The sequence below is a fragment of the Cohnella ginsengisoli genome (genome assembly GCF_029525555.1).
In the GTDB taxonomy this organism is placed as follows: Bacteria; Bacillota; Bacilli; order Paenibacillales; family Paenibacillaceae; genus Cohnella; species Cohnella ginsengisoli.
The window spans coordinates 1,854,861-1,868,796 of record NZ_JAPDHZ010000003.1 but is presented as its reverse complement, the minus strand read 5'-3'; the positions used below and the strand labels follow the sequence as shown (position 1 = coordinate 1,868,796).

At 62.0% G+C, this 13,936-nt stretch carries 7 protein-coding genes and 1 pseudogene; 4 read left to right on the top strand and 4 right to left on the bottom strand.

Annotation, left to right across the window (positions count from 1 at the left end; genetic code table 11):
* Window positions 1–78: 78 nt before the first annotated feature.
* The 4 genes and pseudogenes from OMP38_RS19725 to OMP38_RS36070 all read right to left on the bottom strand — a co-directional run.
* Complete coding sequence (locus OMP38_RS19725; protein WP_277566602.1) at window positions 79–498, bottom strand: GNAT family N-acetyltransferase; 420 nt, start codon at window positions 496–498, stop codon at window positions 79–81.
* 330 nt (window positions 499–828) lie between these two features.
* Window positions 829–3,936 (bottom strand): DEAD/DEAH box helicase, encoded by a 3,108-nt coding sequence (locus tag OMP38_RS19720; protein WP_277566601.1) that lies wholly within the window; start codon window positions 3,934–3,936, stop codon window positions 829–831.
* A complete protein-coding gene (locus tag OMP38_RS19715) occupies window positions 3,933–4,586 on the bottom strand; it encodes a hypothetical protein (RefSeq protein WP_277566600.1) in 654 nt (217 codons plus the stop codon). Before OMP38_RS19715 ends, OMP38_RS19720 begins: the two co-directional genes overlap by 4 nt.
* Before the next feature lie 724 nt (window positions 4,587–5,310).
* Window positions 5,311–5,400, bottom strand: a pseudogene (locus tag OMP38_RS36070) (hypothetical protein); the annotation flags it as partial.
* A gap of 333 nt (window positions 5,401–5,733) precedes the next feature.
* On the opposite strand from OMP38_RS36070, the gene OMP38_RS19705 reads away from it, so the two are divergent.
* The 4 genes from OMP38_RS19705 (at window position 5,734) to OMP38_RS19690 (ending at window position 13,878) form a co-directional block, all read left to right on the top strand.
* Entirely contained in the window at window positions 5,734–8,916 is a 3,183-nt protein-coding gene (locus OMP38_RS19705) for a glycoside hydrolase family 44 protein (RefSeq protein ID WP_277566598.1), read from the top strand.
* Window positions 8,917–9,091: 175 nt separating this feature from the next.
* Complete coding sequence (locus OMP38_RS19700) at window positions 9,092–10,162, top strand: hypothetical protein (protein WP_277566597.1); 1,071 nt, start codon at window positions 9,092–9,094, stop codon at window positions 10,160–10,162.
* 539 nt (window positions 10,163–10,701) lie between these two features.
* Entirely contained in the window at window positions 10,702–12,537 is a 1,836-nt protein-coding gene (locus OMP38_RS19695; protein WP_277566596.1) for a right-handed parallel beta-helix repeat-containing protein, read from the top strand.
* Between the two features lie 288 nt (window positions 12,538–12,825).
* Window positions 12,826–13,878 (top strand): right-handed parallel beta-helix repeat-containing protein, encoded by a 1,053-nt coding sequence (locus OMP38_RS19690; RefSeq protein WP_277566595.1) that lies wholly within the window; start codon window positions 12,826–12,828, stop codon window positions 13,876–13,878.
* Window positions 13,879–13,936 lie beyond the last annotated feature (58 nt).

Below are 13,936 nucleotides of genomic sequence, written 5' to 3'. Positions count from 1 at the left end.
ACGGGTGCCTAGCCGCTTCGGGGCGGGACGATGAAGAGGGCTTCGCGACGAGAGGACGACGTTGGGAGAAAAATGAGGTCAAAGCGTTTTGGTAAACGAGAAGCCGGGTTTGCGATAACCCATTTTCGTCTCGTAAAATCGGTGGGCATCCACGCGCGCGAACCCCGACTCCAAGGCCACCGTCTGGCATCCGTTCTCTTTTGCATACTGATGAACGTAATCGAGCAAGGTCTCGCCGTGTCCCTTCGAACGCTCGGAAGCTTTGGTGACCAGGTCATAGACGAATACATGCTTGCCAAAATAGAAATTCGTCATCATGATGACGCCGGCCAACGCTACGATTCGGCCTTCGTCGTATAGCGCAAGCATTTTGTAGCCTTGGGCATTCATTTCGCGTAACAAGCCGAGATAAGCGCCTTGATCCAAATTCGTCCGCAGCTCGTTCATGACCGGATACGCTTCGAGCCATTGCGTTTCTCCGGCTAATTCTTTAATCATCTTAAGTGTCCCCTTTGTATAGTCGTCTATCACCGACCGGCCCGATCCGACATAGGCTATGAGGCGAACAGCCCGATGGAGGGTGATCTATTGTGAAAGTGCCATACGCGTTCAGCAAGAAAGCGGACGCGCTGCTAATCAATGAATCGGACGCTATGGTTAAGGTCGCCTACGGAGATTTTTTTTACGCTGAATCTGCCGTTGATCGGTCCGCGTCCGCCGTACTACGCGCATCCGCGCTACGAAGGACATTACCCGCTCATTTGAACCCGCCTGCCGGGTACATCGAACGCCATGCAAAAACGCCTCTTTGCCAGAGGCGTTTTTGCGTCAGCCGTTCATTCCCCGCCGAAGCGTGATCAAGTCGCGCAGATCGTCGGTCGACAGCTCGGTGATCCAGCCCTCGGAGGAGGAGATGACGTTGTCGCTGAGCTGCTGCTTGCTCTCCAGCATCTCGTCGATGCGCTCCTCGAGGGTGCCGAGGGAAATGAACTTGTGCACCTGCACGTCCTTGGTCTGGCCCATTCGGTAGGCGCGGTCGGTCGCCTGGTTCTCGACGGCGGGATTCCACCAGCGGTCGAAGTGGAACACGTGGTTGGCCGCTGTCAGGTTCAGGCCGACGCCTCCCGCCTTGAGCGAGAGGATAAACACGCTCGGCTGCTCGTCCTGCGGCAGCGTCTGCGACTGGAAGCGCTCGATCATCCGGTCGCGCGCCGTCTTGGACGTGCTGCCGTTCAGGTAGAGCACGGGCTCGCCGAGCTCCTGGGACAGCACGAGGCGCAGCATCTCTCCCATGCCGACGTATTGGGTGAAAATGAGGCAGCGGTCGCCCTCGTCCCGGAGTTCCTTGACCATGGCGAGCAGCCGCTCGAGCTTGGCCGAACGGGAGACCAGCTCGGCCAGCTCCGCCTCCGAAGGCGCCGATGCTTCGTCGGCCGACTTGCCAGGCGACTTGCTTGGCAACTTGTCTGGCGACTTGCCTGGCGACGCGGACTCCGCCCCGCCGGCGCGCCCCTTTTTGTCCGCCGAAGCGGCAGCTGCCGTCGTCTCTTGTTCCTTGTTCAGCAGCGCCGGATGATCGCACACCTGTTTGAGACGGGTGAGCGCCGCGAGGATCGCGCCTTTGCGCTCGATGCCTTCGAGCGCCTTCATCCGTTCCAGCAGCTCGTTCACGGTCTGCTCGTAGAGCGCGCTCTGCTCGGGCGTCAGCGGGACGTAAGTCTTCATCTCGTTTTTGTCCGGCAGGTCGAGCTGGATGTTCGGATCTTTCTTCTTGCGCCGCAGCATAAAAGGTCCGACGAGGCGCTTGAGCTCGGCCGTTCTTCGCTCGTCATGGTTGCGCTCGATCGGCGTGGCGAACCGCTCCTGAAAGGCGCGCTGCGTCCCGAGGTAGCCCGGCGCGATGAAGTCGTAGATCGACCACAGCTCGGCCAGCCGGTTCTCGATCGGCGTGCCGGTGAGGGCGATGCGCTGTCCCGCGGACAAGCTGCGCACGGCGACGGACTGCTTGGTCTGCGCGTTTTTGATATTTTGCGCTTCGTCGAGGCAGATCGCCGCCCACACATAGGTCTGCAGCAGCTCCTGATCGAGCGACGCCGTGGCGAACGAGGTGAGCACGACATCGGAGCTCGCCGCCTGGGCGCCGAAGGCCTCCGCGTCCGTGATCCGGCCGCCGCCGTAATGCAGGCTGACCGTAAGCGAAGGCGCGAAGCGCGCGATCTCCTTCTGCCAGTTGCCCAGCACCGAGGTGGGGCAGACGATCAGCGCGGCGCGGCGCCGTTCCGGCGGCGTATCGTGGCGCAGCTGCAGCAGATAAGCGATGAGCTGGACGGTCTTGCCAAGGCCCATATCGTCCGCCAGCACCGCGCCGAGGCCGAAGCGCCGAAGCGAGGTGAGCCAGCCGAAGCCTTCGCGTTGGTACGTCCGCAGCGTGGCCTGCAGATCCGGCGGAGGTTCTGGCAGCGGCCACTCCGAAGGCCGTCCGAGCTGCGCGAAGAACGAGGCGAGATGCTCGTTCAGCTCGACCTCCAGCCGCACGCGCGCGGCGGACGCCTCCGCCGATTCCTCCGTCCCGGCGTCGTCCGCATCCTCTCCTTCGCCAAGCAGGTGAAGCTGCAGCACGTCTTGGAAGGAGAGGCCCGCGTGCTTGTCCATGCCCGTCATCATCCGCCGGATCTGCGAGAGCAGCGCCGGATCGAGCGCGATCCATTGGCCGCGGTGGCGGACGAGCCGCTGATTGCGCGCGACCAGCGCGGCGAACTCCTCTTCGCTGAGGTCCAGGTCTCCGATGGCGACGCGCCAGTCGAAGTCGATGATCGCGTCCAGCCCGAACAGCGAGCTGCCCTTGCCGCCGGACTCGGGCGCGATCTTGGCGCGCAGCCGCGGCTTCTTGCGGGTCGCCGCCTCCCACCAGGCGGGCAGCAGCACTCGCCAGCCGGCCTCGAGCAGCCGATTGCTATCGGCCGAGAGGAAGCGCCAGGCTGCTTCGTCGTCCAACGGCGCGCCCAGCAAGTCCCGCGGCCCGCCGGCGAGCCGTTCGGGCGGCAGCGCCGCCCGCAGCCGATCCAGCCAGCCGGGTGCCCGCTCGCTCGCTTCTTCGTTCCAGGCGGCCGGCCAGCGCCCGGACACCGAGCCGTCCGCGCCGAGCTTGGCGGGATGCACGATCGTCTCGTCCCGCTTGCTCTGCAGCGCGAGCTGCAGCCGCCAATCGTCCGGCGCGTTGCCCGCCGCATAAGGCTCGAGCAGCCGCAGGATCGGCCGGAACGGCGCCATGTCCGGCCGCCAGCCGATCGCTTCGAGCCAGGCGCGTTCGTCCATGCCGGCCGCGGACGCGGCGCTCTTGTCGAACAACAGCGGGTACTCCCGTCGCAGGTCGGAATAACCCGTCTCCGTACCGTAGTGACGCTCCCGCACGGCCGCCGAGAAAGCGGCGCGGAGGCCTTGCATCCATTCGCCGTCCGCCGGGTCCGCGCTCGCCGTCTCGCCGTCCTCCGCTTCTCGGTCAGCCGGCGGCAGCTCGCCTTCCCAGGTCCAGCGCAGCAAGCCGCGGCGATAATCGTCCAGGCTCGGCATGTATCGGCGCTCCTCGATCCAGCCCGCCAGGACGGGCGCCCATCTTGCGAGCAGCCGGCCTTCTCCGGCAATCCGCCACTCTACATGCCTCAGCAGGCGAGGCTCCGCGAAGAAAGCCAATACATGCTCGGCAGGGAGAATGACGATCTCCGCCTTGCCTCGAACCAGATCGACGCCCGCGGGCAGCTCGACTTGGCTCACGTCCAGATTCGTTCCGTAGAACGAAGCTTCGTGCCAGGCGAACAGCCTATGCTTCAGAAGGAGTCCGGGCACGTAGCCGTAGCCTTCCAATACCCCGTATATCAGCGCGTCGCCGTGCTCGCTCAGCCGCACGTCGACGCTGATCGTATCCCGCTGCGCGTTCATGACAGCTTTCCTTTCCGCAGCTCTTCCTGTAGCGCGCGCAGCCTGCTGTGGCGCAGCTCGAACAGCTCGTAAAATTCGATCCAGCGCTCCTCGCGCTTCATTTTCTTGTACAGCTTGGCGAGCCGCTTCAGCAGCTTCACCGCCGATTTGTAGCTGGCCCTGTTTTTCATCGCCACATAACGTTCGACCGCCTGATGGTAAAAAGGGAGCAGCGCATGCGGCGCTTCCTTCTCCAACGGCGCCAGCTCGGTCGCCCGGTAGTCGAGCGGCTCGCGGCCGAACGACAGCTGGATGTCGATCCATTCTTCGTACCGTCCCGCGGCGAGCAGCCGACTCTCGTAGATCGACTGGGAGGACGGCAGCAGCGACTCCAGCGTCTCCCACATCCGGGGCTCCGCCTCGGGCAGCTTGGCGACGACGGCATCCCACAGCCCGGCGTACGTCTCGAGCTCCCGCAAGCGCCTGCCGCTCATCAAGGGCCCCAGCTCGGTCAGCCATCGGAGCAGGCGCTGCCATTCTTCCCTCCGGGCGAGCTCGCCGAGCATCTCCGAGAGCTGAGCGACGTGGGCCGAGCCCAGACGGCCCGATTCGCCGGCGAGCAAGGCAAGCGCGCGGTCGTCGTCGTTCAGGCCGAATAGCATCCGCAGCACGGCCGCGTTCCATGCGCCTTTGCTCTGGGGAGGCAGGCCGGGCTCGGCCGCCTCGAGCTTGCGGAGCTCCTCCGCGCAGAGGGCTTCGCTTCCGTACGGGGGGCGCGAGCCACGTCTCCCACAGGCGGCCGTAATGCTTCAGCTCATAGTCCTGCGTCGGGCCGGGCGCCAGCATCGCTGCCCGGAGGATGTCGGCCGTCCCGAGCAGGCGATCGCGCGCGAGCGGTTCGTCCGCTGCGGGCAGCGGGCGATCCAGGCAGCCCATCGCGGCTTCGTGAAGGTCCGTCACGGCCAGATGCGTGAAATAGCCGAGGTACGAATTCGGCCCAAGCGCGGGGTTGCTCTGGGTCTCGGCCGCATGGCGCATGAGGAACAGCAGCGCGTTCAGCTCGAACAGCCGCTCCGCGACGGGCGGGAGCGCCGGCTTGATCTTGTAAAAGAGGCCGAGCGCCTGCTTCACGTACTGCGTGTTGCGCACTTGGCCGGCGATCGGCGCCAGGCACCTGCCGAACAGATCCAGCCACTCCGGGACGCTCATCTCGGGAATGCGGACCGCGTCTCTCGAGAGCCGCTCGATCTCGGCGTTCTGCTGCCGCCCGGCGGAGACGGGACGCGGGCGCGACGCAAGCGTCTTGGCGTTGGCCAGCGTCGGGACGGGATAGCCGTGGTAGCCGGCCCATGCCATGAGCACCGCTGTCATGTGCTTGCACGGGCGACCGACAGGACAGTTGCATTTGCCGTCCTCCAAGGCTTCGAGGTCGACCCGCGTCCGATAGGTCGCCGTGCCCGTCACCTCGGCCTGCAGATGCCGCATGTCCTCGGGATCGGATAGCTCGACGCGCCCTTGCTTGTAATATTGATAGCCGCGCTTAAGCGTCAGGTCGTCGAACGTTTCCGCGACGCGGCGCAGCAGGTCTTCCCACCGCGGGTCGTTTTCCGGCGGCGTATCTTCTGTGAACATCGATAGACCTCGCTTCGGTTTCCGGTTTACTAGGAGTTTTTATTATATCATTTCTCGCACACATGTTCGCAAAATGGCGCATTTTCGGCGCGCGAAATTTCGATATTTTTGTAACGCCGGACACATAATCGCGGTCGCCCGCTCTGTTAAGCTGACATAGCACGATACGTAAGAGAGGGAGAAAAGATGAGATTCATGGGAATCAAAAACGGAATCATAAACAGAATCGGAAAAAAAGCGATCGCGGCGATGGCCGCGGCGGCGCTGCTCCTGGGCAGTCTGGCGTCCGCGGGCGCGGATAGGGCGGTCTATGCCGCTGCAGAAGCGTACGCCACGTCGGCGACCGTGTCGCCGGGCACGGTAAAGGCAGGCGAAGAATTGACGATCGACGTTCGCGTGACGGCCGCGGAGGACGCCGCCGTGCTGCTCGACGCCGAAGTGTTCGATCCGGCGCTCGCGAAGGTCGGCCAAACGTTCAAGGACAACGTGCAGCTGCAGGCGGGCGTGGAAAAGACGGTCGCGTTCACCTGGCGCGTGCCGGCCGGCGCGGCGCCGGGCAAGTATACGATCAGCCTTGGCGTATTCGGCGCCGGCTGGAGCGCCTATCACAAGTGGCATGCCGGCGCGGCGTTCGTCAACGTAGAAGCGGGCGCCGGCAGCGGCGGTCAGACGCCGACGCCGGAGCCGACTGCGACGCCTACGGCAACGACAACGCCGACTGCGACGCCTACAGCGACGCCGGCACCGACTGCTGCGCCTAGTACGACGCCGAGCGCAACGCCGACCGCGACGCCTACGGCGTCCCCGACCGCCGCGCCTACGGCGACGCCGCCGGCCGGTCCGGCGCTCGAGGTTCGCGTCAAGACGGGGAACAAGGCGACCGCGCAAATGCCGACGCCGGAGCTCGAGATCTTCAACATGGGCGCGGCGCCGATCGACCTGGGCGGCGTAACGGCGCGCTATTACTTCACGATCGACGGCGAACGGCCGCTGTCGATCGGCTTCTGGAGCACCGTGGCCAAAGAAAAGGTGACCGCGCGCTTCGTCAAGATGCCGATTCCCGCAGAGACGGCAGACTACTATCTGGAGCTCGACTTCGCGGCCGATGCCGGCATGCTGAAGCCGGGAGCGAAGGCAGGCGTCTACACGTGGATTAACAAAGACAACTGGACCGACTTTACGCAGACCAACGATTATTCCTTTACGGGCGCCATCTCGTCCACCGCGAGCGATAAGGCGACGGCTTATGTCGACGGACAGCTCGCGTGGGGCGCCGAACCAAAGCTGCTGGACATCCCGGCCGCGCCGTCCGCCATCGCAGGCGAGCCAACCGAGACCGAAGTGCTGCTGTCCTGGGAGCCGGTCGAAGGCGCGACGAGCTATGACGTAAGCGCGGACGGCACGATCGTCCAAGGCATCGCGGAGACGTCTTACTTGGATTCGTGGCTCAAGACGGGGACAAAGCATACGTACAAGGTTCGTACGCGCAAGGGGGACAAGGCCGGCATCTGGAGCGGCGCCGTCGTCGTCCGCACGTTGGGCGAGCAGGACCTGCCCGCGCCGGTCAATGTCCGGGGCAAGACGACGGAGAACAGCGTCGCGCTGACCTGGTCCCCGATCGGAGAGGAAGTAACCGGCTACGAGGTTGAGGTCGACGGCGCCGTGACGGATGTCGGACTGGAGACCTCCTATGCGCATAGCGCGCTGGCCGCAGGCACGAAGCACGTATACCGGGTGCGGGCGAAGGACGGGGAGACGCGCGGCAAGTGGAGCGACAAGATCGTGACCAACACGGTGCTGACGCCGACCGGCGACTTCGACGTGCAATTCGAGATCGATCCGGATGCGGAGCGCGCGCCGATCAGCCCTTACATTTACGGCACGAACGACGATCTGACCGGCACCGAGCATTGGGGCGCGCGCCGCACGGGCGGCAACCGGCTGACCACCTACAACTGGGAGACGAACGCCTCCAACGCCGGCGACGACTACGGTCACAGAAGCGACGACTACGTCCCTTGGTATTATGGCGGCGTGCCGTACGGCGGCAATATGGACGAGCCGGGCATCGGCATCGCCGGCTTCCATCAGAAGTCGCTGGCGATGGGATCGTACACGCTGGCCACGCTGCAGACCGGCGGCTACGTCGCCGCGGACAAGGACGGGGCGGTTCAATCCTGGGAGACCGCGCCTTCGAACCGCTGGGTGCCGGTGTACGCCGCGAAGAACGCGCCGCTCAGCCTGACGCCCGATTTGAACGACAACGCCGTTTATATGGACGAATTCGTCAATTCGCTCGTTCACCGCTTCGGCGACGCGAGCACCGCGACCGGCATCAAGGGCTACTCGATCGACAACGAACCGAGCCTATGGCAGAAGACGCATCCGTATATGCATCCGGACAAGCCGGGCGCGGCGGAGGTGACGCACAAGGGCATCGAGCTCGCCAAGGCGGTCAAGAACGTAGATCCCTATGCGGAAATGTACGGCCCCGCCTCTTACAGCTTCGACGAGTTGTACAGCATGCATGCGGCCGACGATTGGGAGTCGCTGAAGAGCGGCGGTTACAAGTGGTTCATGGACTATTACCTGGACAAGTTCCGCGCGGCCTCCGCCCAGCAAGGCAAGCGACTGCTGGACGCGGTCGACTACCACTGGTATCCCGAGATTTCCGCGGGCGGCTCGCGCATAACGGATCTGGCTTCTTACAACAATCTCGAGGCGAACGAGGCCCGCATGCAGGCGCCGCGATCGCTATGGGACCCGACCTATACGGAGAACAGCTGGATCGGCCAATGGTACAGCGCGTTCCTGCCGATCCTGCCGCGGACGCAGCAATCGATCGACGCCTACAATCCCGGCACGAAGATCGCGATTACCGAGTATAACTACGGCGGCGAAAATAACGTGTACGGCGGCATCGCGCAAGCGGACGCGCTCGGCATTTTCGGCAAATACGGCGTTCATCTCGCGACCTTCTGGAAGATGGTGAACGGGCTGAAGGAGGCGCCTTATATCTCGGCCGCGGTCAAGCTGTTCACCAGCTATGACGGCCAAGGTGCGCACTTCGGTTCGATCAAGGTCAAGGCAGAGACGAACAACGTGGAGAACAGCTCGGTCTACGGCTCGATATCGGACGAGAACGCCGGCGAGCTGCACCTGATCGCGCTGAACAAAAACAACGATTACGCGATGAACGCGACGATCCATATCGCCGGCGGGACGCCATACCGGCATGCGCGCGTCTATGCGTTCGACGGCTCGCGTGCCGAGATCGTCGAGCTGCAAGGCGTGGCGGATATCGTCAACAATACTTTTACGTACAAGCTGCCTAAGCTGACGGCCGCACATATCGTTTTGACGCCATAATGACTTGTTCTCCTGCGAGGCCCGCGGATCTGATCCGTGCGCCTCGTTTTCTGCGTGCCCGGACGTATGCCGCCCCGTTTTCCGATGCAATATCTGCCAGGCGGGTAATACATACGTAACGGCAATCCGGCTTGATACGGCCAGACCGATTGCCGGTCGGAAGGAAGAGATCCGTATGCTTCACCACACAGCCGTCGCCCCGCTGTATCCTTGGGCCGGCAAGCCGTCGGCCTACGATATGATCGTCCTGCGGACGGGTCAGGACGGCAAGCTGAAGTCGCAGGCGCTGCCGGACGACGATGAATACGCGGACAAGCCCGAACGCCGGGAGGCGCTGCGCCAGCAGGACTTGGAGGACATCGGCCCGATCGGGGCCGCTTGGGATGACGGCGTCGCCAAGGAATTGACGCGCCTGCTCGCCCGGCTCAGCCGGGACCGCAATGTCCGCAACCGAAGAGCCGCCTATCTCGCGCTCATGCGCAAGGATTCGCTGGATGCGATCAGCCCGGCGCTTCAGGCCTTACATAAGCTTCCGGGATTAAACGCCGGCAATCTGTACGAAGAGGCGTTGTGGATGGCTCGGCATAGCGTGCATCGCAATGTCGTGAAGTTCGGACTCGCCTTGCTGAGCCAATACGGCAGCGAGCGGCACAGGGAGCTAACGTTCACGCTAGGCAAGCATGAGGAGTTCACGCTGTACGCGGCTTCTGCGCTCATGAGCATGGATCAGTCCAGCAAATCGCTCTGCGAGCTGGCGCGGTGCGTCGACGGATGGGGCCGGATTTACCTCGTCGAACGCCTCGATCCGGAGACGCAGGAGATTCGGGACTGGCTGCTGCGCGAGGGATTCCGCAATCGGATCGGCGACGGGCTGCTCGCCTATACTTGCGCGCTCAAGGGCGATTTGGAGGAGGCGCTTCAAGCGGATACGATCGATCCGTCGCTCTACGAGGGAGCCGGCGGGATCTTGGCTGCGCTGATCGCGGGCGGTCCGGCGGAAGACATCGACGACTATGAGCAGGCGATGCCCGTCATCGGCGAATATTTGCGTCACGCGGAGCGCATGTGCGCGGACGCCGCGCGCCTGGCCCCGGTTCGGGCGATCGAGCGCTTCCTCGAACAGGACGAACGCGTCTGGAAGAAGAGATACGGCAACGGCTGGACGCCCGAAGCGCGCCAGGCCTACCTGGCGATGTGCCGCTCGATCGCAGAGGGGGGCGTCGTCGATCGGACGCGCGGCGGATGAACGAACGATGCGTACATAAGTTTCAACTGACGGGCGATCGGCATCTGCTACCGTAGAGCAGTCGCCTGGATCTATTTGCGGGCTTTCGCAAAAAAAAAGAATGTCGCGCCTAACCCGCGACATTCTTTTTTTTGCTCAAACATTTTGATTAACTTTTTTTTCATATAAAAAAATTCAATATACGCTTTAAATTGGCCCATGTGGTGTATGAATGTGCGTTTTCTTAAATGATTGTTTAAAAATGCCTGCCCCTTTCCCTTCCGACAAGCCCTCCTTTTTTTTTCGCGGATAGGTACTCTAAAAAAGTCGTGTTTCTTCTATTAAAAATACATTATAAATTCCTTTCTTTAAATCCGGCAAAAGCATGCTAAAATAGGCCGCAGGAAACAATTGGCATGCTAAATAGATTGCCAATGTATTCATGCAATCCCATGTCGATCCGATATATCAATTATAGCTGCTTCGAAGCTTGCAATTATGGCTATTACTCCGTCTTTACCCAGTGTCAATCATATTCAAACATACGGAGGTTATCTTTTTTGAAAAAAATCGGTTTGACGGCAATGGCGTTCGTCCTAGGTGTCAGCATTACGAATTCGTTCGTGTCCGTACAGAACGCGCAAGCCGTCAGCGTTGCAAGTTTATATGCCGCTCCGCAAGATTTCGCGGTCGCGCAGGGGCAGAATCAATGGTTTTATCAAAAACGCGCAGGCTCGGTGTATAGCAATCTCGCCTACAACGCTGCCGAAGACCGTTGGCAAGCGGCCGCGAATACCGGCTATCCCTGGGTGAACAAGGACGCGATGCATCCGAGCAAGGACTTCGACGCCGTGCTGAAGTGGGTATCCCCGGGCAAGGGGACGATCACGATCGGCGGCACCGTCAAGAAGGGCGACAGCCAAGGCGACGGCATCCTCGCCACCATCAAGGTGGACAAGACGACGCTGTGGAGCGCCATCGTCAAGACGACCGACGGCAAGACGCCCGCGCTGAAACCGATCGCGGTGGAGAAGGGCACGTCCGTTTACTTCCAAGTCAACAGCAGGACGACGATGAATAACGATCATACGTTGTGGGATCCGACTGTATCCTTTACGGCTGCCGAGGCGCAGCCTGCGACGACGCCGTCAGTCACGCCTAGCGCGACGCCAACCGCGCAACCGGCTGCGACGGCGCAGCCGACCGCAACCGCGGCGCCAATCGCGCAAACGACCGCGACGGCGCAGCCGATCGCAACCGCGGCGCCAATCGCGCAAACGACCGCGACGTCGCAGCCGATCGCAACCGCAACGCCAACCGCGCAAACGACGGCTTCGCCCGTCGCGCTGCCGCTGGCTACGCCGGTGCCCGCGGACGCCTACGCGCTGTCCGTCGAGAGCTGCGGCGCCGTGGCGAACGACGGCAAGGATGACTACGGCGCGTTCGCGGCTTGCCTGGACAAGGCGAAGTCGCAGGGCAAGTACGTAGCCGTGCCGGAAGGCGAATATCACCTGAGCAAGATTCTGACGCTTGACGGCGTCAAGCTGATCGGCGCGGGCATGTCGAAGACGACGCTGATCTCCACGGACCCCTTGAACGGCTCGATCGATCTCAAGGGCAACAATGCCAAGCTGAGCAATGTCAAGCATGTCTACCAGACGACGGTCGCGCGGGGCAACGGCTCCAACGAGAAAAACAGCATCACCGTGCGGGGCGCGACGAACTTCACGATCGACCACGTCTACGTGTACAAGTCGAGCACGGCCGGCATTCTCGTTCAAGGCGCATCCAAGGGCGGCACCATCACGAACAACACCGTCGATTCCACCGGTGCGGACGGCATTCATATTACGGACGGCAGCAGCGACATCCTGATCGAAGACAATACGGTCAAAGCGACGGGCGACGATACGATCGCGGTCGTCAGCTACGCGCAGGACGGTCCCGCGGTGCATGACGTCACGATCCGCGGCAATGACGTCGGATACCTCTCCAAGGCGCGCGGCATCACGGTCGTCGGCGGCACGGACGTGCTGATCGAAGGCAATTCGGTGAAGGACACCCAGATGGCGGGCATCTATATCGCTTGCGAAGGCTCTTACAATACGGTGAACGTCGACCGGATCACGGTGAAGAACAATACGGTCGATCACGCGGGCATCCACGAGCCGGAAAATCATCCGAACGTGTTGGTCTATGCCTCGCAGGGCGTCATCGACAACGTGACGTTCACGGGCAACACGATTAAAAACGCGGCCCATCGCGGAATCGGCGTCTGGGGCGACGGGCAGATCAAAGACATCTACTTTACCGGAAATACGTTGATCAATACGGTAGGCGCGAATACGACTTTCAAGGCGGGCACCATTCATCTGAGCGACAACACGGGATTTTAAAGGCAGGCCAATCCGGTTATCCGGGTTGGCTTTTTTTTGTGTCCATACGGCTGCTTCATGCGGCTTCTTAACGTTTTCTAATGTGCGAGATTGTTTTACCCAGGTGCATAGGGGGTGAAACTCTGGTAAGTCCGATAAATCTAGGTCCGATAAATCTAAAAAAAGAGAGCCTAATGGAGGTCGGGATGGAAAGAATCCGGAAAAAACGCTATGCGCTAGGGTTTGGAGTCGCCCTGCTCGCGGTGCTGGTCGTCGTCTTGCTGTGGCCGCGCGGGGGGGGACGAGAAGGTGTCGGGGCCCGAGGGGCACCCCTCTCCCTCGTCAACGCAGGAGGCATCGCCTTCCGGCGTGCCGACGGACGAGCAGGACGAGCCGGCCTGGACGATCGAAGACGGCTCGCTGCATTGCCTGGCGGGAGCGGACGATCGCGAAGACGATCTGAAGACGCTTGAAGCTTGCACGGAGAAAGCCAAGGCGGACGGACTTCAGCTTCGCCTGTCCGAAGGCGAATATCGCATCGGCGACATCTGGGTCGTCGACGGCGTGAAGGTGCGGGGAGCGGGCGCGGACAAGACGATCATCGTATCGACCGATCCGAAGCGCGGCTCGATCGATCTGGAGGGCGGCGGCCCTTCGCTGAGCGACTTGAGCCACGTCTACGAGAGTACGGTCAAGCGGGGCAACGGCGAGAATGCGAAAAATAGCATCACCGTCAGAAACGCCAACGGCTTCCGCATCGAAAACGTGCATATCGACAAAGCGAGCACGGCGGGCATTCTCGTACAGGAGTCTTCCGAGGATGGCGTCATCGCGGACAACCTGATCGAGAATACGGGGGCCGACGGCATACACATCACGGACGGAAGCACCCGCATCCGAATCGAGAACAACAAAGTGTCCGGCACGGGGGACGACGCCATCGCGGTCGTCAGCTACCTGAAGGACAGCGCGGTGACGCACGACGTGACGATCGCCGGCAATGACGTCGGCTACGACTCCAAGGCGAGAGGCATATCTGTCGTCGGCGGCGAGGATGTCACGATCGAGCGCAATACCATCCAACGGACGGAGATGGCTGGCATCTATATCTCCGTCGAGAAGGAGTGGGAGACCGCCGATACGAAAAACGTCACGGTGCAGAAAAACACGATCGAGCATACGGGCATGCGCGAGAGCAGCGATCACCCGAACATTCTGGTCTACGCGTCGCAAGGCAAACTGGACGATATCACCTTCGACGCGAACACGATCAAAAACGCCGTGAACGACGGTATCGGCGTGTGGGGGGGACGGGGACCTAGGGAACATTTATTTCTCGAACAACGTCCTCAGCGATTCTAGCAAGTCCCCTACCAATTTCAAGGGCGGCAATATCCATCTGGAAGGAAACACAGGATTT

Coding starts and splice junctions, on each gene's coding strand:
- OMP38_RS19725 (WP_277566602.1), bottom strand. CDS start 498: ATGATTAAAGAATTAGCCGGAGAAACGCAATGGCTCGAAGCGTATCCG.
- OMP38_RS19720 (WP_277566601.1), bottom strand. CDS start 3,936: ATGAACGCGCAGCGGGATACGATCAGCGTCGACGTGCGGCTGAGCGAG.
- OMP38_RS19705 (WP_277566598.1), top strand. CDS start 5,734: ATGAGATTCATGGGAATCAAAAACGGAATCATAAACAGAATCGGAAAA.
- OMP38_RS19700 (WP_277566597.1), top strand. CDS start 9,092: ATGCTTCACCACACAGCCGTCGCCCCGCTGTATCCTTGGGCCGGCAAG.